Source organism: Saccharopolyspora mangrovi (assembly GCF_035320975.1).
In the GTDB taxonomy this organism is placed as follows: domain Bacteria; phylum Actinomycetota; class Actinomycetes; order Mycobacteriales; family Pseudonocardiaceae; genus Saccharopolyspora; species Saccharopolyspora mangrovi.
On the sequence record NZ_JAWLNX010000009.1, the window covers coordinates 175,557 to 196,581 of the forward strand.

22 protein-coding genes are annotated in these 21,025 nt (G+C 69.4%); 10 read left to right on the forward strand and 12 right to left on the reverse strand.

Annotation, left to right across the window (positions count from 1 at the left end):
• Window positions 1–49: 49 nt before the first annotated feature.
• The 6 genes from R4I43_RS15500 to R4I43_RS15525 all read right to left on the reverse strand — a co-directional run bounded on the left by R4I43_RS15500 (window position 50) and on the right by R4I43_RS15525 (window position 4,192).
• A complete protein-coding gene (locus R4I43_RS15500; RefSeq protein WP_324266311.1) occupies window positions 50–1,387 on the reverse strand; it encodes a nucleobase:cation symporter-2 family protein in 1,338 nt (445 codons plus the stop codon).
• Between the two features lie 276 nt (window positions 1,388–1,663).
• On the reverse strand, window positions 1,664–2,554 hold the full coding sequence (gene pucL / locus R4I43_RS15505; RefSeq protein WP_324266312.1) for a factor-independent urate hydroxylase: 891 nt from the start codon (window positions 2,552–2,554) through the stop codon (window positions 1,664–1,666).
• Between the two features lie 3 nt (window positions 2,555–2,557).
• Window positions 2,558–2,902: a hydroxyisourate hydrolase gene (uraH, locus tag R4I43_RS15510; RefSeq protein WP_324266313.1), complete on the reverse strand. Its 345-nt coding sequence runs from the start codon at window positions 2,900–2,902 to the stop codon at window positions 2,558–2,560.
• A complete protein-coding gene (gene uraD / locus R4I43_RS15515; RefSeq protein WP_324266314.1) occupies window positions 2,899–3,399 on the reverse strand; it encodes a 2-oxo-4-hydroxy-4-carboxy-5-ureidoimidazoline decarboxylase in 501 nt (166 codons plus the stop codon). Before uraD ends, uraH begins: the two co-directional genes overlap by 4 nt.
• Before the next feature lie 171 nt (window positions 3,400–3,570).
• Complete coding sequence (locus R4I43_RS15520) at window positions 3,571–3,933, reverse strand: helix-turn-helix domain-containing protein (protein WP_324266315.1); 363 nt, start codon at window positions 3,931–3,933, stop codon at window positions 3,571–3,573.
• Between the two features lie 10 nt (window positions 3,934–3,943).
• Window positions 3,944–4,192, reverse strand: a complete 249-nt coding sequence (locus R4I43_RS15525; RefSeq protein WP_324266316.1) for a hypothetical protein — start codon at window positions 4,190–4,192, stop codon at window positions 3,944–3,946.
• A 63-nt stretch (window positions 4,193–4,255) separates the two neighbouring features.
• Between R4I43_RS15525 and R4I43_RS15530 the strand changes: the two genes are divergently transcribed.
• Window positions 4,256–5,056 (forward strand): hydroxypyruvate isomerase family protein, encoded by an 801-nt coding sequence (locus R4I43_RS15530; protein ID WP_324266317.1) that lies wholly within the window; start codon window positions 4,256–4,258, stop codon window positions 5,054–5,056.
• Window positions 5,057–5,066: 10 nt separating this feature from the next.
• Window positions 5,067–6,194, forward strand: a complete 1,128-nt coding sequence (locus R4I43_RS15535; RefSeq protein ID WP_324266376.1) for a glycerate kinase — start codon at window positions 5,067–5,069, stop codon at window positions 6,192–6,194.
• 135 nt (window positions 6,195–6,329) lie between these two features.
• On the opposite strand, the gene R4I43_RS15540 is transcribed toward R4I43_RS15535, so the two are convergent.
• The 4 genes from R4I43_RS15540 to R4I43_RS15555 form a co-directional block, all read right to left on the reverse strand.
• On the reverse strand, window positions 6,330–6,830 hold the full coding sequence (locus tag R4I43_RS15540; protein ID WP_324266318.1) for a copper resistance CopC family protein: 501 nt from the start codon (window positions 6,828–6,830) through the stop codon (window positions 6,330–6,332).
• The gene (locus tag R4I43_RS15545) at window positions 6,815–7,390 is read right to left on the reverse strand and encodes a hypothetical protein (protein WP_324266319.1); all 576 of its coding nucleotides are present in this window, start codon (window positions 7,388–7,390) and stop codon (window positions 6,815–6,817) included. Before R4I43_RS15545 ends, R4I43_RS15540 begins: the two co-directional genes overlap by 16 nt.
• 156 nt (window positions 7,391–7,546) lie before the next feature.
• A complete protein-coding gene (locus R4I43_RS15550) occupies window positions 7,547–8,005 on the reverse strand; it encodes a (2Fe-2S)-binding protein (RefSeq protein ID WP_324266320.1) in 459 nt (152 codons plus the stop codon).
• Between the two features lie 35 nt (window positions 8,006–8,040).
• Window positions 8,041–10,260 (reverse strand): xanthine dehydrogenase family protein molybdopterin-binding subunit, encoded by a 2,220-nt coding sequence (locus R4I43_RS15555; protein ID WP_324266321.1) that lies wholly within the window; start codon window positions 10,258–10,260, stop codon window positions 8,041–8,043.
• A gap of 792 nt (window positions 10,261–11,052) precedes the next feature.
• Between R4I43_RS15555 and R4I43_RS15560 the strand changes: the two genes are divergently transcribed.
• From R4I43_RS15560 to tsaD, 7 genes are all read left to right on the forward strand, one after another.
• A complete protein-coding gene (locus R4I43_RS15560; RefSeq protein ID WP_324266322.1) occupies window positions 11,053–13,788 on the forward strand; it encodes a sensor histidine kinase in 2,736 nt (911 codons plus the stop codon).
• Window positions 13,785–14,201: a roadblock/LC7 domain-containing protein gene (locus R4I43_RS15565; protein WP_145744423.1), complete on the forward strand. Its 417-nt coding sequence runs from the start codon at window positions 13,785–13,787 to the stop codon at window positions 14,199–14,201. Before R4I43_RS15560 ends, R4I43_RS15565 begins: the two co-directional genes overlap by 4 nt.
• 5 nt (window positions 14,202–14,206) lie before the next feature.
• Window positions 14,207–14,578 carry a DUF742 domain-containing protein gene (locus R4I43_RS15570; protein WP_132677025.1) on the forward strand — a complete coding sequence of 124 codons (372 nt, stop codon included), beginning with the start codon at window positions 14,207–14,209 and terminating at the stop codon, window positions 14,576–14,578.
• Window positions 14,559–15,158: a GTP-binding protein gene (locus R4I43_RS15575; RefSeq protein WP_132676949.1), complete on the forward strand. Its 600-nt coding sequence runs from the start codon at window positions 14,559–14,561 to the stop codon at window positions 15,156–15,158. Before R4I43_RS15570 ends, R4I43_RS15575 begins: the two co-directional genes overlap by 20 nt.
• Window positions 15,159–15,357: 199 nt before the next feature.
• The gene (tsaB, locus tag R4I43_RS15580) at window positions 15,358–15,996 is read left to right on the forward strand and encodes a tRNA (adenosine(37)-N6)-threonylcarbamoyltransferase complex dimerization subunit type 1 TsaB (RefSeq protein WP_324266323.1); all 639 of its coding nucleotides are present in this window, start codon (window positions 15,358–15,360) and stop codon (window positions 15,994–15,996) included.
• Window positions 15,993–16,472, forward strand: a complete 480-nt coding sequence (gene rimI / locus R4I43_RS15585) for a ribosomal protein S18-alanine N-acetyltransferase (protein WP_324266324.1) — start codon at window positions 15,993–15,995, stop codon at window positions 16,470–16,472. The genes tsaB and rimI overlap by 4 nt, the downstream gene beginning before the upstream one ends.
• A gap of 71 nt (window positions 16,473–16,543) precedes the next feature.
• The gene (tsaD, locus tag R4I43_RS15590; RefSeq protein WP_324266325.1) at window positions 16,544–17,596 is read left to right on the forward strand and encodes a tRNA (adenosine(37)-N6)-threonylcarbamoyltransferase complex transferase subunit TsaD; all 1,053 of its coding nucleotides are present in this window, start codon (window positions 16,544–16,546) and stop codon (window positions 17,594–17,596) included.
• Window positions 17,597–17,599: 3 nt separating this feature from the next.
• On the opposite strand, the gene R4I43_RS15595 is transcribed toward tsaD, so the two are convergent.
• Together R4I43_RS15595 and R4I43_RS15600 are read right to left on the reverse strand one after the other, a co-directional pair.
• On the reverse strand, window positions 17,600–18,172 hold the full coding sequence (locus R4I43_RS15595) for a SanA/YdcF family protein (RefSeq protein ID WP_324266326.1): 573 nt from the start codon (window positions 18,170–18,172) through the stop codon (window positions 17,600–17,602).
• A gap of 187 nt (window positions 18,173–18,359) precedes the next feature.
• Window positions 18,360–19,931 carry an alkaline phosphatase D family protein gene (locus R4I43_RS15600; RefSeq protein WP_324266327.1) on the reverse strand — a complete coding sequence of 524 codons (1,572 nt, stop codon included), beginning with the start codon at window positions 19,929–19,931 and terminating at the stop codon, window positions 18,360–18,362.
• 721 nt (window positions 19,932–20,652) lie between these two features.
• Here R4I43_RS15600 and groES point away from each other — a divergent pair.
• Window positions 20,653–20,943 carry a co-chaperone GroES gene (gene groES, locus R4I43_RS15605; protein ID WP_324266328.1) on the forward strand — a complete coding sequence of 97 codons (291 nt, stop codon included), beginning with the start codon at window positions 20,653–20,655 and terminating at the stop codon, window positions 20,941–20,943.
• The last annotated feature ends 82 nt before the right edge of the window (window positions 20,944–21,025 follow it).

Here is a 21,025-nt window from a genome sequence, read left to right on the forward strand (position 1 = left end):
TGTGATCATTCCATTTTGGTGACACCGAAAAGCGGTCGTTGCTCGGCAATTACGACATTTGGGTTTCGCGCCGCTTGGAGAACAGCAGGTTCAGCAGCAGGGCGGCGATGCAGCCGGTGCTGATCCCGGAGTCGAGGACGGTCCGCAGCGCCTCGGGGAAGTGGTCGTAGAACGAGGGCGCCACGACCGGGATCAGGCCGAGCCCGAGCGCACCGGCCACGATCAGCGCGTGCTGCGGGTCGCCGAGACCGGCCGTGCTCAGCGTGCGGATGCCGCTGGTGGCCACCGATCCGAACAGCACCAGCGCGGCTCCGCCGAGCACCGGCTGCGGCACCAGCGAGACGACCGCGCCCGCGACGGGGAACAGCCCGAGCAGCACCAGCACGCCGCCACCGGTGGCGACCACGAAGCGGCTGCGCACGCCGGTCAGCGCGACCAGGCCGATGTTCTGCGCGAACGCGCTGCAGGTGAACCCGCCGAAGATGGCCGAGAGGGCGCTGCCCGCGCCGTCGGCGCGCAAACCGGCGGCGATGGTCTTCTCGTCGGCGGGCCGGTCCACGATCTCGCCGAGCGCGATCATGTCGGCGGTGCTCTCCATCATCGCCACCAGCATCACGATGCAGATGGACAGCGTGGCGGTGATGCTGAAGGTCGGCGTTCCGAGCTGGAAGGGGACCGGGAGGTTGAACAGCGGCGCCGATGCGAAGGTGCTGGTGTCGATCAGGCCCATCGGCCAGGCGATCAGGGTGCCCACGAGCAGGCCGATGAGCAGCGCGATCCGGTTCAGGAAGCCGGTGAGGAAGCGGTTGAACAGCAGCACCAGCACGAAGGTGATCCCACCGAGCAGGACCTTCTGCGGTGCCGCGTAGTCGGGGGCGTCGCTGTCCTGCCCGGCGATCCACTTGATCGCCACCGGCATCAGCGAGAGCCCGATCAGGGTGATCACGGTGCCGTTGACCACCGGCGGGAAGAAGCGCACCAGCCGCGAGAAGTACGGCGCGGCGAGGAACGCCAGCACACCGGCGATGAGGACCGATCCGTAGACCACCGAGAGCGGGTTCTGCGACCCGCTCTGCTGGGCGACGATCGCGAGGATCGGCGCCACGGACCCGAACGTCACACCGTTGACGAACGGCATCCGGGCGCCGATCTTCCACACGCCCAAGGCTTGCAGCGCCGTGGCGATGCCCGCGGTGAACAGGCTCGCGCCGATCAGCAACGTCATCTGCAGCGGTGGTAGCCCGATGGCCTCGCCGACGATCAGCGGTGGTGCCACCACTCCCGCGTACATCGCAGCGACGTGCTGGATGCCGAAGGCGATCAGCCGAGTGGGTGGTAGTACTTCGTCGACCGGGTGCACGGTGCTGGATGTGTCGGTTCTGGCCATGTTTTCAGCTCCCAAACCCGCTGGGTCATGTCGTCAAGTCACTATCGGCACGAGGTGTTCTTTCCCGGTTTTCGTTGTGTTGCAACGCAATTACGATCCACAGTGGACTTTTGGGCACGGCGGACCCGGCGTCCCTTTCGGAACGCCTTCACTTCGAGGGGATTTCTCCGGATCTGTGTTGCGCGTAGGTGCGAGCGGCGGGGCCGCGAGGCGTGCTGTCCACCCTCGAGACGGGCGCCGCAGCGGGTTCTCGGACCAGCCCCGCCGGAGGGGTTCTCAGAACTCCGGGGTGGTGTACCAGGCCATCGGCTGGTCCTCCACGTCGTCGCGGCGGACGGTGCCCTCGATGAGGCCGTAGGGGCGGTCCGCGGCGTAGAAGACCTCGTTGTCGTTCTCCAGGCCGAAGGGCGAGAGGTCGACGAGGAAGTGGTGCTTGTTCGGCAGCGAGAGGCGGACCTCGGCGAGCTCGGGGTGCTTCTCCAGCGCGGCCTTGGCCATCTCGTAGAGGCTCTGCTGCAGCGCGAGGCTGTGCGTGGTGGCGAAGGCCTCCAGCATCGTGGCGCGGATGGACTCGAAGCTCTTGCCCCAGTCCACGTCGGTGTGCTGGTAGCGCCAGCGGGCGGTGACGGCGGTGGCCAGGATCCGGTCGTTGGTCTCGGCCAGCGTCGTGTACTGGTCCTTCGGGTACCCCCAGAACTCCGATCCGGTCGACTTCAGCACGACCAGGTCCTTCAGGCCCGACACCACGTGGGCCTGGTCGCCGTCGATGGTGATCGCGGTGGTGCGCTTCTCATCGCCGGCGCGGGAGAACGAGTGGTCGTGGCCGGTGCCCTCGACCGGGATCCGCTGCCAGCCGTGCTCCTCGATGAGGATCCGGGCACCGTTGATGCCCTCGGCGCTGGAGACGAAGTGCCTGCCCAGCCGCAGCGCGAAGTCCTCGATCTCGCCGATCGGTTCCTGCTTGGCGAAGGCGTAGACGGTGTTCTTCTGGGTGTCGGTCGGCAGGACCTTGCTGTTGTCGCCGGACAGGTGCGCCTCGTCGAGGTCGCCGCGCAGCGAGCTGCTGACGTTGAGGTCCTTGATGGTGTGCCGCGGCGTGGAGCGGTCCACGGTGACGATGCGGACCTCGGCCTTGCCGTACTGGTTGGGGCCCATGACGATGCCCATGATTCAGCTCCCTCGGTAGGTGGAGTAGGCGAACGGGCTCAGCAGCAGTGGAACGTGGTGGTGCTGGCCGGGATCGGTGATCCGGAAGGTGATCGACACCTGCGGGTAGAAGGTGGCGGTACCCCGCTGGTCGAAGTACTCGCCGGTGTCGAAGGTCAGCCGGTAGTCGCCCGCTTCGAGGCGACCCGGGCCGAGGTCGCGGCAGCGGCCGTCGGCGTCGGTCCGGCCGGTTGCCGCTGGGTTTCCGTCCGGCAGGGGTTTCCCGTCGGCGGTCTCCAGTCGGACGGCGACGCCGGCCGCCGGTGTGCCCTGGGCGGCGTCGAGGACGTGGGTGGTGACAGCGCTCATTCTTCGATCACTTTCGCCAGCCGCAGCGCGGCGATCTTGCGGAGTTCGGCGTCGACGATGCGCAGCTCGTCGGTGGGGTCGTTGTCGAGCCTGGAGCGCAGGATCTCCAGGAGTTCCTCGCCGCTGCGCCCGCTGGCGCACACCAGGTAGACGTGCCCGAAGCGGCGCTCGTACTCCAGGTTGGCCGCCCGCAGCTCATCGGCCAGCTCGTCGCTCACACCCGCCTGCTCGCGGCGGGAGAAGTCGGCGCTCTGGCCGATGTCCTTGGGGCGTTCCCCGATGCGGGGGTGGGCGGCCAGGGCCTGGAAGATCTCGGAGTCGGTGAATCCGGGGGCGGCGTCCGCAGCGGCGTTCTGCACGGCTTCGGCGTCGGCGAACGGGCGCGCGTCGGCGATGTCGGCCGCCCAACGGGTGATGTCCAGGCAGCTCAGGAGCCTGTCGATGAGTTCGGCCCGGGATGATTCGTTGAGCCGTTGAACACCGGTGGTCGTAGCCATGCGCTTCTCCGCTGAAGTGGTTCACATGCCGGCTCGATCGTCCCGAGAGAACTCGGTGACCGCAGTGCCGGTCCGGTGCGCAAAAAGCTACGACCGCCTTGACGGGGTGTCAACAGTTTGTTGAAAAACCCAGGTTAACGGTGTTGCTGAAGGTGAACGGGAGGTGTGGCTTCAGCGATCTGCCTGGTCCCGGTTGAGGTAGTTGTAGACCGTGAAGCGGCTGACTCCGAGCGCCTTGGCGACCGACTCGACGGACTTGCGCATGTTGAACGCGCCGCGCTCCTCCAGCAGCCGGACCGCCTTCTGCTTGTCCGCGCGGGGCAGGTCCGGCAGCTTGGCGCCCAGCTCGCCCTCCACGGCGCGGATCATGCGGTCCAGGGCGCTGGTGAGCTCCTGGCCGGGCACGCGCACGGCGACCGCCGGGGCACCCTCCCAGTACAGCACGATGTCGCCGGGTTCCCGCTGGTCAGCGGGTACGGCGGTGCCGCCGACGTGTTCCAGCAGCGGGGCGATCGCAGTGGCCAGCGGATGCATCGCGACCAGCCTAGACCCGGTCGTCCTCGGCGGTGACCTGCAGGGTGATCCGGCTCGCCCCCGATGCCAGCGCCTTGTCCAGCACCTCGGCCAGGGCGGGCAGCAGCCGCTCCCGGTCGGCGGTGATCGCCGTGCCCAGCGGACCGAAGTCCGGATCCAGGCCCGCCGCCAGCAGGCAGTCCCGGGCCGCCAGGGCGTGCGCCGGCGGCTCCCCTTCGCCCTCGAACGGTTCCGTGGTGAACTCTGCGCGCAGCATCATGGACCGACCTCCCTGTCCGAGACGGTAGCGTCCGCCCGCAACAACGACCCAGACGGGAAGCCGATGAAGACGGACCGATTCGACGTCAACCTGTCGATCCTGTTCACCGAGCTCGATCTGCTGGAACGACCGGCCGCCGCCGAGGCTGCGGGCTTCCAGCAGGTCGAGTTCTGGTGGCCGTTCGACAGCCCGGTGCCCGCCGAGGCCGACGTGGAGAAGTTCATCAGGGCCATCGACGAAGCGGGGGTCTCGCTGGTAGGACTGAACTTCTTCGGCGGCGACCTCGCCGCCGGTGAGCGCGGAGTGCTGTCCGATCCCGACCGGGCCGGGCAGTTCGCGGCCAACATCGACGTGCTCTGCGAGATCGGCGAGCGGCTCGGTTGCCGCGCGTTCAACGCGCTCTACGGCAACCGCATCGACGGCGTCGATCCGCGCGCCCAGGACGAGGCCGCCACCGAGAGCCTCGTGCGCGCCGCCCGCGACGTCGCCCGGATCGGCGGTACCGTGCTCATCGAACCGGTCAGCGGGATCCCGGCCTATCCGCTGCGGACCGCCGCCGACGGGCTCGCCGTCGTCGACCGGGTGCGCGAAGCCGGCGAGGTGGACAACGTCCGCCTGCTGTTCGACGTGTACCACCTGGTCACCAACGGAGACGATCCGGACGTGGTGCTCGACGAACGGCCGGAGTCGATCGGGCACGTGCAGATCGCGGACTCGCCGGGGCGAGGAGAACCCGGCACCGGGACGATCGACTTCGCGCACTACTTCGCCAGGCTCGACGAGGTCGGCTACACCGGCCACATCGGACTCGAATACAAACCCAGCGGCGCCAGTACCGAAGCCTTCGGCTGGATCTCGCGCTGAACCTAGGAGGCTGCAGTTGCCCGGTCCCGTTCTCATCGCACCGGACAAGTTCAAAGGCACCCTCACCGCCCCGGAAGTCGCCGAGGCGGTCGCTGCCGGGCTGCGCGAGGAGCGCCCCGACGTGGAGGTGCGGCTCGCGCCGGTCGCCGACGGCGGTGACGGCACCGTGGACGCCGCGCTGGCCGCCGGGTACGCCCGGATGACGGTGCCGGTGAGCGGCCCGACCGGGTACCCGGTCGACACCGAGATCGCCTACGACGGGGAGACCGCCGTCGTCGAGCTCGCCTCCGCCTCCGGTCTCGCGCTGCTGGACCCCGACGACCTCGACGCGCTCGGCGCCTCCAGCGACGGCACCGGCGAAGCGCTGCTGGCAGCGCTCGGCACCGGTGCCCGGCGCGTCGTGCTCGGCGTCGGCGGCAGCGCCTGCACCGACGGCGGTGCCGGGCTGCTCACCGTGCTCGGCGCGAAGATCCTGGACACCAACGGGAATCCGGTCGCGCCCGGTGGCGGTCCGCTGGCCAACGTCGGCGAGATCGACCTGTCCGGGCTGGATCCCCGCATCCGCGAGGTCGAACTCGTCCTGGCGTCCGATGTGGACAACCCGCTCACCGGTCCGCACGGCGCCGCGCACGTCTACGGCCCGCAGAAGGGCGCGAACCCGGAGCAGGTGGAGCTGCTGGACGGTGCGCTGGGCCGCTACGCCGAGGCGATGAAGGCCGCAGGTGGCCGCGACGTCGCCGACCAGCCGGGCGCGGGTGCGGCCGGCGGGGTCGGCTTCGCGGCCCTGGCGGCGCTGGGCGCGACGATGCGGCCGGGCGTGGACGTGGTGCTCGACCTGGTGGACTTCGACCGCCACCTCGAGGGGGCGGGACTGGTCATCACCGGCGAGGGCGCGCTCGACGAGCAGACCCTGCACGGCAAGGCCCCGGCCGGAGTCGCCGCTCGCGCCATCGCGGCGGGAATCCCGGTCATCGCCATCGCGGGTCGCTGCGACCTCACCCCGGAACGCCTCGCGGAGGCGGGCATCGACGCCGCCCACGCCCTCCTCGACGTCGAACCGGACCCGCAGCGCTGCATGGCCGACCCAGCCCCCATCCTCACCACCCTCGCGAGGACGCTGGCCAAGACCCACCTCTGACCTGCGGTACCGAGGTGGGATTCGAATTTCGCGCGAATTTCGACGGGGAAACCTGGGCCTCGAATTTCGCGCGAAATTCGAAAACGTCCCCCGCCCAGGTGAACCCGGGTGGGGGACGTTCGCGTGGTGCCGGGGCTAGTCGGTCTCGGACTTCGAGCGGCGGGGGATGAGGGCGATCACCACGAGCAGCAGGACCGCGATGACCGCGCCGCCGCCGACGGCCAGCCAGAAGGTGTAGCCGCCGCTGTCTGACTCGCCCGGCGGGGCGGGGGCGACGTTGAGGTAGTAGCCGCCCTCGGTGGTGTGGCCGTCGTCGAAGACGGTCTGGTACTTCACCGTGTGCAGGCCGGGTTTCAACGCTTCGATGTGGACGGTCAGGTGGTTGCCGCTGACCTCCACGTCACCCGAGACCTTGTCGGATCCCGACGGGTCCTTGACCTCGATGCGCGGCGGCCGCGACTCGTCCAGCGCTCCGGCGAAGTCCATCTCGATGCGGTCCACCCCGGCCTGTGCGGTCTCGCCCGGGCCGGGGGAGGCGACGTTGAGCCCGCTGTGCGCGAGCGCGGTGCCCGGTTGCAGCAGTGCCAGCAGCGCGGTCAGGACCGCACCGAGGGTGGGGCTCAGAAGTCGGCGCATGCGATGCGGTTGTCGGAGAACTCGGCCGGGTGCACCACGAGCGACTTGGCGGCCTCGGCGGGCTTGTCGTTCTCGGCGGTCATGAAGCCGCGTCCGCCGGCATCGGCGCTGAAGGCCAGGTGGATCTCGTTCGGCGGCACCTCGGGGCCGGCCTGGTCGAACTTGAAGTGACCGCCGCCGTTCTCCTCCGCGCACGGCTTGGCGTGCACGTGTGCCATGTACTTGCCGTTCGGCGCCAGACCGGTCATCTCCAGGGTGACGGTGGTGCCGCCCGGGTGGGTCGCCAGCCACGCGGTGCCCGCGGCCTGGTCCAGGCCCGGCGGACGCGTCGGCAGCAGCACGAACTTGTTGGTGCGCAGCTGCGCACCCGGCACGTCCTTGGCGGGCGTGGCGTTCGGGTCGCCCATGTTCATCTGGGTGCCACCACCGGCCTGCTCGCCGCCGGCGTGCTGCATGTGCGCGTTGTGGTCCTGCGAAGAACCACCGCTGCAAGCGGAAAGAGCCGCGCAGGCCACGACCAGCCCGGCGGCGAAGGACTTGCGAAGTGTCAATGCCCTCATCAACTTCTCTTGAGTGCTTCCTGGAACCGCGTCGGAGCGCGACGTTCAGCGCCCTGGTCGCCACCGTCCACGATGGATGTCCGATTCGGACGGACGGTGTGGACCAAAGCCAGTTGCCGCCCCGGGCTCAGCGCGAGCCCGGGGCGGCAACGCGGCTCACATGTTCTGCGCGGCCTGCTTGATGGCCTGGCGGATCCGGCCGTAGGTGCCGCAGCGGCAGACGTTCTCGATCTTGTCGATGTCCGCGTCGGTGACGTCGTCGCCCTTGTCGTTGAGCAGGGCGACAGCCGTCATGATCTGGCCGGGCTGGCAGAAGCCGCACTGCGCGACGTCGCGGTCCAGCCACGCCTGCTGCACGGGGTGCAGCTCGTCGCCGTCGGCCAGGCCCTCGATCGTGGTGATCTCGGTGCCGTCGGCGTCCTCGGCCTTGACCATGCAGGTCTGGACTTCCTCGTCGTCCTGCAGGCAGGTGCAGGCGCGGCAGACGCCGACGCCGCAGCCGTACTTGGGACCGGTGATGCGCAGCTCGTCGCGCAGCACCCACAGCAGGGGCATCTCCGCGGGGACGTCGACCTCGACGTCCTTTCCGTTGACGGTGAACGAGTACTTGGGCATGTCGTTCGGGGACTCCTTAGCGGATCAGGCCGGAATCAGTAGTTGACCGGGAAGCTGCGCGGCTTGGTGCCGGTCGCCCGGGCGTAGGCGCAGGCGATCGCCCCCGCGGACACCGGAACGCCCAGCTCGCCCACGCCACCGGGTTCGTCGGTGGTGGCCGGCATGACGTGGATCTGCAGCTCCGGCGGGGTGTTGCGCTGGCGGGCCCACTTGAAGTCGGCGTAGCTGCCCTCGCGCACCGCGCCGTCGTCGATGTGGATGCCCGCCTGCAGGACCGTGGAGATCGCGTCGGTCAGGCCGCCCATCATCTGGGCCTCGATGCCCTTCGGGTTCAGCGGCAGACCGGCGTCGACGACCATCACGGCCTTGGTGACCCGCGGGTTCTTCGGGTCGGTGGCGTTGATCTCGACCAGGCAGGCCGCGACCGACTTGAACTCCTCGTGCATCGAGATGCCCTGCGCGTGGCCCTTGGGCATCGGACGACCCCACTTGCCGTCCTTCATGACCTTGCGCAGCACGTCCTTCGCGCGGTCGGTCTTGGCGTTCTCCAGCCGGAAGTTCGCCGGGTCGGAACCGGCCTTCTCCGCGATCTGGTCGACGACCAGGTCCTCCGCGGTGCGGAAGGTCGCCGAGTGCACCGACCGCCAGCTGCCGGTGTGCACGCCTTCCAGCGGCAGGTCGTTCAGCGAGATGGTGGTCGAGCCGAACTCGTAGGGCACCGACTGGGTCAGGTTGAAGTACAGCTGCGCGGCCGGGAGCTTGGCGAGACCCGACTGCACGGCGGTCGAGGTGATCAGGTCACCCATGCCGTGGTTGAAGTCGGTGGAGACGCTGGCCATCTTGTGCGCCCAGGAGCGGACCTTGCCGCTGCGGAAGGAGGCCTTGACGCGGTGGTGGGAGGCGGGACGCATCCGGCCGTGCCGGGTGTCGTCGTTGCGGGTCCACATCAGCTTGACCGGCTTGCCGATGGCCTTGGAGACCTCGGCGGCCTCGATCGCCGCTTCGTGGAACAGGTGCCGGCCGAAGGAACCGCCGGCGCGGGTGACGTGCACCTTGACGTCGAGGACGCCGATCGCCGCGGCGATGTCCTTCTGCGCGACCTGCGGGGACTGGGCCGGGACCCAGATCTCGGCGCTGCTGCCCCTGACGTCGGCGATCGCGTAGTTGACCTCCATCGGCGCGTGGCTGACGAAGGCGAAGTCGAAGCTCTCGTCGATCTCGTCGCCGTCACCGTCGGAGACCGCGTCGTCGAGGCTGCCGGTCATCCCGGCGAGCTTCTCCTGGATGTCCGAGGAGGACATGCCGGCGATCGGGCCCTGCTTCCAGGAGACCTCGAGCTTCTTGGCCAGCTCCATCGCCTGCCAGGTGTACTCGGCGCAGACCGCGACACCGGTGGAGAGCTCGACGGTGCCCTTGAAGCCGGGGGCGTTGCGGATCGCCGAGTCGTCGAAGGACTCGACCTCGCCGTCCAGCGTCGGCGGGCGGACCACGACGGCCACCACGGAGTTCGGGATCTTCATGTCCGAGACGTAGTGCGCCTTGCCGGTGACGATGGCGTTGGCGTCGGCGCGGTTCAGGCCCTTGCCGAGGACCTTGAACTCCGAGGGCTTCTTGGGCGTGGCCGGGACCGACGGGACGGTCACCTTGGCGGCGTCCTTGGCCAGTTCGGCGAAGGTGGCCTTGCGACCGCCCGGGCCGACCACGCCGGTGCCCTGGGTGACCAGGCCGTTGGCGGAGACGCTCCACTTCTTGGCGGCGGCGGTCAGCAGCCGCGAGCGAGCCGTGGCGGCCATCTGGCGCAGCGGCTTCCAGAACGTGCGCACCGAGGACGAGGCCGCGGTGAACTGGTTGAACATCAGCTCGGGACGGGCGTCGGAGAGCTCGACCACGACGTCCTGGGTGCGCGCGCCGAGCTCCTCGGCCAGCATCATCACGACCGCGGTGTTGAGCCCCTGGCCGACCTCCAGGCGCGGGAGTTCGAAGCGGACCTTGTTGTCCCCGGTGAACTCCAGCTTCATCAGTTCCATCGTCGGCGCGCTGGCGATCTCCATGACGTCGCCGAAGTCCATGAGCCCGGAGACGGGAGGGAGCGGGAGCTGCCCTGCGACCGGCGCGGCAGCGGCGGCTTCGCCTTCCAGCACGAACTTGCCGGCGATCGTGAGCATCGGCGCCGCCGCGACGTAGGTGAGGAAGCGGCGGCGTCGCGTGCCGGATGGCGGTGCGGCTTCCTCGTGATCGGTGGCGGGGTGAACCATCCAAACTCCTCTCGCGCGCCGGCACTCCATGTGGCCGACCGGGGACCATTCACCGAGCGGAAAAGACGTGCCGACGTACTCAAACAGGCCAAGGCAGGACTTGTCCGACTTCAGGGCCGTCACTAACCCCTGCGATGCGGGTGGGCATGCACCGCGTCATCGAAAATTCATTTCCGGTCGCCAGGAGTAATCAAATTGCGACGTTTGGCCGCGAGCGTCACTTCCAGTGACCAGAAGCTATTCGAAGATGACTTTCCGGGGTTGTTTGACTTCCTCTGGGGTCGGGGGAAATGGTGCTTGAAAAGATCGGTGTGGCCAGCTTTTCGCCAGCCATCGTCGCGAGAGCCTACCTGACGGTAGAGAGCTGCCTGAATCGCCCTTCTGGCAGTGTTTGAGCTAGGCCGAACGGAGCAATTTCGCATAGTTCCAGCCTTTTTTGGTCGGATGGCCAACCAGCCGGAATCGGTGCAGGGCGGGCGAACTGGCGCTCGGAGTTCGGGTGCAGTTCCAGGGCCTGTGGGATATGTGGCAATGCAATTCAGGATTGCTCGGGTCGTCTGCTAATCTTCCCGCGCATACTGTTCGACCAGCGTATATAACAATTGTGTCGATAGGTCCCAAAGGCGCGTTGACCACGTATGGCTGCGGCCCTAGGCTGCGTCGTCATCTGATGCGCCTGCGGGCCCGAAATTTTTCGGCGCGACCGCGGGTCCGGTCGTTTCGAGGCACACCGGGCCAGCGTGAGCTCTTCTTGCTGCGGCTAACCAACGGAGAAGGTTTGAGACGAGGTCCATGTCAACGCTGAAACGCCTCTTCGCCTCCGGCACGATCCAGGCGCGACTGCTGGCCATCGCACTCGTCCCGAGTGTCGCGGCCCTGCTCGTGGGCGTGGGCTTGTCCGGGTACCTGATTTTCCACGGCCTGAGCGTGCAGAACTACGTCGGCAGACTCGCCGACGCCAAGGACCCCTCGGCCAGATTCGTCGCCAACCTGCAGGACGAGCGCCAGCTCACCCTCGTCTACCTCAGCAACCGCAACGAGCGCCGCAACCTCGACGACGTCCGCAAGAAGCTCGACGCCTCGCTGGCCGAAATGGACGGCGTGGCGGAGGACTTCGCCGACTCGGTGCCGAGCGACGCGCGGGAGAACTTCGACGAGTTCCGCTCGCAGCTGGGCACCGTCAAAGAGGTGCGCAAGCAGGTCGACAGCGGCCCGGCCGAGCTGGACGCGGTCTACAAGTTCTACAACGGGCTCTTCGACGCCTACAACATGAGCCTGCGGACCTACGTCCGGTACGCGCCGGACGCTCAGGTCTCCTACGAGAGCTCGGTCTCCGCCGACCTCATGGACGCCGCCGACGCGATGGCCCGAGGCCACGCGCTGGCGCTGGGCCGCACCTCGGTGGGCATGACCCCGGCGCAGTACCACGAGTACGCGCACCAGATCGGCGCCTTCCACGACAACCTGAACTCGCTGACGCCGCGAATGACGCCGGTCGAGCAGCAGACCTACAAGGACCTGCAGAAGGGCTCGGCCTGGACCCGCGTCGACGCGGTGCAGGACGCGATGGAGGTCGCCGGTGGTCAGGCCGCGGCCGGCCAGGTCATCAAGGTCCCGGTCGGCACCACCGACTGGATCAGCGCCTCGCACGACCTGGCCCAGGAGCTCAACGCCCTGTCGACCTCGCACTTCCAGTACGCGCTGGAACTCGGCTCGGTCGTGGTCAACGAGACGCTGCTGACCTCCGGGATCACCGGCGCGATCATCGTGCTGATCGTCCTGATCGTGTTCCTGGTCGCGCTGCGGCTGTCCAACCTGCTGGTCCGGCGGCTCAACCGGCTGCGCAGCCAGACGCTGGCGCTGGCCGAGAAGGAGATGCCGTCGGTCGTGGCCCGGCTGCGCAACGGGAAGCAGGTCGACGTCGAGCGCGAGGTCTCCTGGCTGCGCTTCGGCCGCGACGAGATCGGTGAGGTCGCCAACGCCTTCAACGAGGCGCAGCGCACCGCCATCCGCGCGACCGTCGCCGAGGCCGAGACCCGGCAGGGTGTCCGCTCGGTGTTCCTCAACATCGCGCACCGCAGCCAGGTCATGGTCCACCGCCAGCTGCAGGTGCTGGACAAGGCCGAGCGCAAGCTGGAGGACCCCGACCAGCTGGAGCTGCTGTTCCAGCTCGACCACCTCGCCACCCAGTCCCGCCGCAACGCCGAGAACCTGATCATCCTCGGTGGTCAGCGGCCCGGCCGGCAGTGGCGGAACCCGGTCCTGCTGCACGACGTCGTGCAGGGCGCGGTCGCCGAGACCGAGCTCTACGCGCGGGTCGAGATCCAGCAGCTGCCCGAGATCTCGGTGCAGGGCCGCGCGGTCGCCGACCTCGTGCACCTGCTCGCCGAGCTGGTCGACAACGCGACCTCGTTCTCGCCGCCGGAATCGCACGTCGAGGTGCGCGGCAACGTCGTCGGCAAGGGCATCATCGTCGAGATCGAGGACCAGGGCATCGGCCTGGAGCCGGAGAAGCTCGAGGAGCTCAACCAGATGCTGGCCAGCCCACCGGACTTCGCGGTGATGGCGCTGTCCGAGGAGGCCCGGATGGGTCTGTTCGTGGTCGCGCAGCTGGCCGGCCGACACGGCATCAAGGTGACCCTGCGCGACTCGGCCTACGGCGGGATCCGCGCTGTGGCGCTGATCCCGAACCACATCGTCGCCGAGCGCGGTCCGCAGACCGAGCGCCAGGACCGCGTCGAGCAGAGCGGGCAGCAGCCCGCGGTCGCCGCCGCGCCCGAGCCGGAGACCCGGCCCAAGATCCCGCGCAAGCGCTGGATGGAGGGACGGCTCGACCCGGACGTCGCGCCCGACCCGATCGGGCCGGACAGCCCGATCACCCCGCACAACCCGATCGGCCCCGACGCGGGCACGCAGCGCTGGTCCCGCCCGGGCACCAACGGTTCCGGGCCGGCCACCGGTGAGATCGGCGGCCTGCCGCAGCAGAACCCGGCCGAGCAGCGCCGTCCCGCCGCGCCGTCGCAGCAGCAGCGCCCGGCGGAACCGCGCCAGTCCGACCACCGGCTCCACGAGCAGCGCCTTGACCAGCAGCGTCCGGTCTCGGGGCGTCGAATCACGCCGGAGACACCGGCGAACATGCTGGGGCTGTCGTCGAACATGCCCAACGCGTCTGGTGAAATCCTCCCGACGGAGGCGGTTGCGAATGGAACCAACGGCTCTGGTCCGCCGAAGAGCGGTACCACTGCCGGAGTTTCGGTGAACACTTCGGTTTCGAACCCTGCCGACAAGCCGCCGCTGCCGCAGCGCCGGCGTGGTCAGAAGGCCAATCTCGCGGCGCCGCTGCGCGCCCAGATCGACCAGACCCAGAAGACCGAAGCCGCTCCGCAGCAGCCCGCTCCCAGCAGCGGTCCGCCGCGGACGCCGGACAGGTTCCGCAACAGCATGAACGCCTTCCAGACAGGCACCAAGCGAGCGCGCACCAACAACGTGAACGACGATGCTGCGCGGCCAGGAGGAAACGAGGCATGACGCTGAAGGCTTACAGCAAGGAAGTTGACTGGCTGCTCAACGATCTCGTGCAGCGGCTGGCCGGTGCGGACAAGGCGGCGCTGCTGTCCTCCGACGGTCTGCTGCTGGGCAAGACGCCGCAGCTGGGCCAGGCCGACGCGGAGCACCTGGCGGCGGTGGCTTCCGGCTTCCAGAGCCTGTCGAAGGGAGCTGCGCTGCAGTTCGACGGCGGCGAGGTCTACCAGACCGTCGTGGAGATGGCGAACTGCTTCCTGATGGTCACCGCGGCCAGCGAGGGCGCCTGCCTCGCGCTGATCGCCGCGGCGGACGCCGACCTCGGCATGATCGCCTTCGAGGCGAACCGCATGGTGACCCGGGTGGGCAACTACCTGAGCTCCGCGCCCCGTGCCGCCGGTTCTCCCGTTGATGTGTGAGTGCCATGTCAGGCGGGCGAGGATGGTTCGACGAGGACGCGGGACCGGTGGTGCGCCCGTACGCCCTGACCAAGGGGCGTACGCGGGCCACGAGCTACGAGCTCGACCTGATCACGCTCGTCGTGGCGCGTCAGCCGCTGCCCCCGAACGCGCGTGCGCTCTCACCCAACTACCAGCGGGTGCTGCAGGGGTGCGGGTATCCGGTCTCGGTCGCCGAGGTCGCCGCGCGAGCAGACCTGCCACTGGGCGTGGTGAAGATTCTGATCAGTGACTTGATCGAGCGGGACTACGTGGTCTTCGGGCCGGATTCGTCGCCGACGACCGGGCCGAGCCTCGACATGATGCAGAAGGTGCTGGATGGGATCCGCAAACTCTGAACAAGCCAGCCTGAACGCGGTCGCGGCGAAGATCCTCATCGCCGGCGGATTCGGTGTCGGCAAGACCACCCTGGTGGGGTCGGTCAGTGAGATCGTGCCGCTGCGGACCGAGGAGACTCTGACCGAGGCCAGTGCCGGGGTCGACGACCTGACGGGTGTGGAGCGCAAGACGACCACCACGGTGGCCTTCGACTTCGGCCGCATCACCATCAGCTCGGACCTGATCCTGTACCTGTTCGGCACCCCGGGCCAGGAGCGCTTCTGGTTCATGTGGAACGAACTGGCCAACGGGGCTCTCGGGGCGATCGTGCTGGCCGACACCCGGCGACTGGACACCTGCTTCGCGGCGATCGACTACTTCGAGGGTCGTGGGTTGCCGTTCATCATCGGTGTGAACTGCTTCAACGGCACGCAGATCTACGACCCCGAGGAGGTCCGGCGCGCGCTCGACATCGACGAGAACGTGCCGATCATGCTCTGCGACGCCCGCCAGCGGGACTCCAACAAGCAGCTGCTGACGACCCTGATGGAGCACGTCATGGCCGTCACCAGGGCCAAGCAGCAGCACGCGATGCGCTGACACCCCAGCGCGGCGGCCCCCGACGTCCGGTCGGGGGCCGCCGCGCCTCTGGGGGGGCTGGTGGCGGGGCCAGCCCCCCCCCGGGGCGGGGGGGGCCCCGCCGCGCATCTGGGGGCGCTGGTCCCGGGACCAGCGCCCCCAGATGCGGCGGCCGACCCGATGACCGCTCGTGACCAGCGCTGACGTACGCTGAGTAGCTGTGCTCGTCATAGCGCTGGACACTTCGACGCCCGCGGTCACGGCGGGGCTGGTCGCCCTCGACGAAGGCCGCCCGCGGGTCCTCGCCGAGCGCGTCACGATCAACCCGCGCGCGCACGGCGAACTGCTGATGCCGCAGCTGGTCGACGTCGTGGAGGAGGCCGGTCGCGGCTTCGCCGACGTCGACGCGATCGTCGCCGGCATCGGACCGGGCCCGTTCACCGGCCTGCGGGTCGGTCTGGCCACCGCCGCCGCCCTCGGTCAGGCCTGCGACGTGCCGGTGCACCCGGTCTGCAGCCTCGACGCGATCGCCGCCGCCGCTGAGGTGAGCGGCCCGCTGCTGGTCGCCACCGACGCGCGCCGCAAGGAGACCTACTGGGCCGCCTACGACGGCGCCACCCGCCTCGACGGCCCGCACGTCGCCAAGCCCGCCGACGTGCCCACCGAGGGGCACCAGGTCGCCGCCGGTGAGCTGGCCGAGGCCCTCGGGCTGCGGCCGATCGAGCCGAAGTTCCCCACGCCCGCCGGTCTGGTGGCCGCCGCGTCGCTGGACGCCGACCCCGAACCGCTGGTCCCGCTGTACCTGCGGCGCCCGGATGCGGAGGAGCCCGGCAAGCGGAAGTCGGTGCTCACCCGGTGAGCGAGCCGGTCACCGAGGTCAAGGTGCTCAAGCTGCGGCGGGCGGACCTGCGCCGCTGCGCGCAGCTGGAGCAGGTGCTGTTCCCGGGTGACGACCCGTGGTCGCACGCCGCGTTCTCCTCCGAGCTCGACCAGGGGCGCTACTACATCGGCGCCTACTTGGGCGAACGGTTGATCGGCTACGCGGGCCTGGCGGTCAACGGCCGCCCGCCGCACGCGGAGGCCGAGGTGCACACGATCGGCGTCGACCCCGACCACCAGGGACGCGGTGCCGGCAAGGCGCTGCTGCGCGCGCTGCTGCGGCGCGCCGACGAGCGGCGCGCGACCACGTTCCTGGAGGTGCGCACCGACAACGAGACCGCGATCGCGATGTACAGCGACCACGGTTTCGAGATCGTCGGGCTGCGCCCCCGCTACTACCAGCCCTCAGGGGCGGACGCGCACACCATGCGACGTGAAGCTGTGGAGGCGTCATGAACGACACTGCGCTTTCCCGCGCTCATGCAAGCCGACCGGGTGCGGGTGCCCCGCATGACACGGGAGGCGTCATGAGCGACCGGATCGTTCTGGGGATCGAGAGCTCCTGCGATGAAACGGGAGTCGGCCTGGTCCGGCTCTCCGGTGACGGTCGCGTGGAGCTGCTGGCGGACGCCGTCGCGTCCAGTGTGGACGAGCACGCGCGGTTCGGCGGCGTCGTGCCGGAGATCGCCAGCCGCGCGCACCTGACGGCGATGGCGCCGACGATGCGCCGCGCGCTGGACGAATCCAGGCTCTCGCTGTCCGATGTGGACGCGATCGCGGTCACCGCGGGACCGGGCCTGGCCGGTGCGCTGATGGTCGGCGTCGCCTCCGCCAAGGCCTATGCGACCGCGCTCGACGTGCCGCTGTTCGGCGTGAACCACCTCGGCGGGCACGTCGCCGTGGACACCCTGGAGCACGGCCCGCTGCCGGAGCGCTGCATGGCGCTGCTGGTCTCCGGCGGGCACAGCCAGCTGCTGCTGGTCGAGGGCGTCGGGGAGAAGATCACCGAGGTCGGCACGACCATCGACGACGCCGCGGGCGAGGCCTACGACAAGGTCGCCCGCATCCTCGACCTGCCCTACCCGGGTGGTCCGCCGATCGACAAGCAGGCCAAGCTCGGCGACCCGAAGGCGATCGCGTTCCCGCGCGGCCTCACCGGCCCGCGCGACGCCAAGCACGACTTCTCCTTCTCCGGTCTGAAGACCGCCGTCGCCCGCTGGGTGGAGACCGAGCATCGCGAGGGCCGGGAGATCTCGGTGCCGGACGTGTGCGCCTCCTTCCAGGAAGCCGTCGCCGACGTGCTCACCATGAAGGCCGTGCGCGCCGCGCGCGACCACGACATCGACACGCTGGTGATCTCCGGTGGGGTGGCGGCGAACTCGCGGCTGTCGGAGCTGGCGCGCGAGCGCTGCGCCGCGGCCGGTATCACGCTGCGCGTCCCCCGGCCCCGGCTGTGCACCGACAACGGCGCGATGATCGCGGCGCTGGGCGCGCACGTGCTGCACTCCGGTGCGAAGCCGTCGCCGCTGGACATGCCGGCGAACCCGGGTCTGCCGGTGCACACCATCGTCGTGAACTGACGCTCAGCGGGGCATCCAGAACGCCTTCACGGTCGCGAGGACCTCGCGGCGGGTCGCGCGCGCGTTGACCCGGCGCAGCCCCTCGGCCGCGGCGTCGTGCCCGACCCCGCAGGCGTCGACGCCCAGCCGCCGCGCCAGCGCGATCGACCGACGCAGGTGGAACCGGGTGGTCACGATCGTCAACGACGCGTGCTCCTCGGAGGCCCGCCTGCAGGACGAGTAGGTGTCCACACCGGACTCGTCGAGCACCACACCGGATTCCGGCACGCCGTGCGAGACGAGGTACCGCCGCATCACCACCGGCTCGCTGTGCCCCCGCGACTCGGGCGACCCGCTGACGATGATCCGCTGGACCTTGCCGGTGCGGAACAGCTCGCGGGCGACGTCCAGCCGTCCCTGGAGGATCCGGCTGGGAATCCCGTCCCACCGGACCCCGGCCCCCAGCACCAGCGCCACGTCCTTGGCGGGCACGTCGTCGACGTCCCGGACCCGGCCGAAGCTGCGGCCCCAAGCCCACACCAAGGGCAGCAAGAACCCGCCGGCGACCACCCCGAGAACCACCCACACCAGACGCACACCAACAGTCTCCCACCCCCGCTCCACCCCCCGTGACACGATCACGCCCCACCCAGCACCCGGATCACGCCGGTATTCAGGACCCCGATTACGGCGGTAATCGGGGTGGGACCCGGATTACCGCCGTAATCGGGTATCGGATTACGGCCGTAATCCGGGTTGCCTCGGGCGCGCCCGGACCCGTGGGTCAGGCCGGGTTGAGGGTAGGGTTTCCGTCTTCGACGACGAAGGTCTTGGACGTGGTGGCCGGGGCGTCCTTCTCGGACACCTTGCTCAGCGTCCGGTAGTCGGCCCGCAGCTGCGTCTCGGTGAACTTGGTGCGCACGTAGCCCCGGCGGTTCGCGTAGTACTTCACGTGCGGGTTCTCCGACAGGACGTCGTCGTTGCCGCCGTCGTCGCCGTCTCCGCCGCTGGTGATCGAGGTCGTGACGAGCTCGGTGCCGACGGCGGGGGAGTCCGGGTCGTCGTGGGTGCGCTTGATCTCCGCCGCCCAGTGCCGGTGCACGTCACCGGTGAGCACCACGCCGTTGCGGACCTTGCTGTCGGACATGGCGTTGGCGATGCGGTCGCGGTTGGCGACGTAGCCGTCCCAGGCGTCCATGTTGTAGCCCTCTTCGGAGCCCGGGGTCAGGTCGATCTTGGAGAAGAACACCTGCTGCCCCAGCACGTCCCAGCGGGACGAGGTGCTGTTGAACCCGTCGATGATCCACTGCTCCTGCTCGGCGCCGGTCAGCGAGCGCTTCGGGTCCTCGCGGTCGTCGCAGCCGGACTGCACGCCGTCGCCGCAGGCCTGGTTGCTGCGGTACTGCCGGGTGTCGAGCATGTGGAAGTTCACCAGCGACCCCCACGACAGCCGCCGGTAGAGCTGCAGGTCGATGCCGCTGGGCTTGGAGCTCGACCGCAGCGGCATGTTCTCGTAGTAGGCCTGGAACGCGGCCTCGCGGCGGTCGAGGAACCCGTCGTCGGGCTTCTCCGGGGTCTCGTCGGCCCAGTTGTTCTCGAGCTCGTGGTCGTCCCAGACCACCACCCACGGAGCGGTGGCGTGGGCGAGCTGCAGGTCGGGGTCGGTCTTGTACTGGGCGTGCCGCTGCCGATAGTTGGCCAGCGTGCGGGTTTCCGGCCCGAGCACCTCGCGGACGTCGTCGTCGGCGGCGGCGTACTCGTACTGGTAGTCGCCGAGGTGCAGGATCAGGTGCGGCTCGTCCTCCGCCATCCGCTTGTAGGCGGTGAAGTAGCCCTCGCCGTAGTGGGCGCACGAGGCGAAGCACATGGTCAGCTCGCCGAGCGCGCCCGCGGCGGGCGCGGTCCGGGTGCGGCCGACCGGCGAGATCGCGTCCTGGGTCTTGAACCGGTAGAAGTACTCGGCGCCCGGCTGCAGGCCCTGCAGCTCGACGTGGACGCTGTGCCCGAGGTCGGGCGCGGCCTGCGCCTCGCCGGACTGCACGACGTCGCTGAACTTCTCGTCGGTGGCGACCTCCCACTGCACCGGCACGACCTTGTCGGGCATGCCGCCGAGGCCGTCGTCGGCGGTGGGGTCGGTGGCCAACCGGGTCCACAGCACCACGCCGTCGGACAGCGGGTCACCGGAGGCGACGCCGAGGGTGAAGGGGTCGGCCAGCTTGCGCATTCCTGCGCCGGGCATCGCCAGCGCGTTGGCGACGGCCGAGCCACCCAGCGCGGTCGCGCCGAAGGCGGCGGCGCCCAGCAGCACGGCGCGGCGGGTGACTCGGCCGGATAACGGAACGTTGGAATCGGACATCTCAAAGCCCTCCAGCTCTGGCTGCGGACGCATCCGGAGTTCGACGGTGCTCGCCTGGCGAAGGCGAAAACTACCGACATGCCTGGAGGGTTTGGTGAATTCTCGGCGAAATGGGGCGACCGCACCAGCGCGGTCAGGTCTGTACGGGGGCGACCGTTACTTCGGACGCCAGCCGCTGCGGGTCGGGGGGCCGGAGGGACCAGGCGGGCGAGCGGGTCGGGGACGTCGCTCCCACGGCCGGTTCGCGGGCTTGGAGAGGGCTGGCATGCCGTGCAACCTAGGCCACCGGACACCGCAGGTGTGAACCACCCGGCTGCATTGGTGAGATTCCCCGCATGCCGATCTACCAGCGATGATCACTCTGCGCGCAGCGGAGGTGACGATGTCGCAGGTGGGCCTGGGCGGGGTGATCGACAGCTGGTGCCACCACTTTCGGTGATGTCGCCGACCCGTTGGGTGAATCCGTCCCGAAACGACACGCCGGAGGCGTCGGGCGGGTTGAATGAACCCCGCCCGCCGGACCTCGTGGACCTTGCCGTTGAATGCCCCGAGTCGCGTTCCGGCGTTCGGGTGAGCGGGTGGTTGTTGAGCGCTGGCACTCTCCTGGGTAGAGTGCTAGCAGCACGGCGACACCGCGACCCGGCACCCGCGACGACGGGGAGCAACGGAGCCGTCATTCCCAGCCAACGCTTCGAAGGCCCCAGAAGGTGGAGGTCACACCGTGGCGAGCATCAAGCCGCTTGAGGACAAGATCGTGGTCCAGGCGAGCGAGGCCGAGACGACGACTGCGTCCGGCATCGTGATCCCGGACACTGCCAAGGAAAAGCCCCAGGAGGGCAAGGTCATGGCTGTCGGCCCGGGTCGCATCGACGACAAGGGCAACCGCATCCCGGTGGATGTGAAGGAAGGCGACGTCGTCATCTACTCGAAGTACGGCGGCACCGAGGTCAAGTACAACGGCGAGGAGTACCTGATCCTCTCCGCCCGCGACGTGCTGGCCGTCGTCAACTGACGCCAGATCATCGTGCGCCCACCCAGCGTGGGCACTGCCGCCCCGGCGGTCCCGACCGCGGGACCGCCGGGGCGGTCGCATG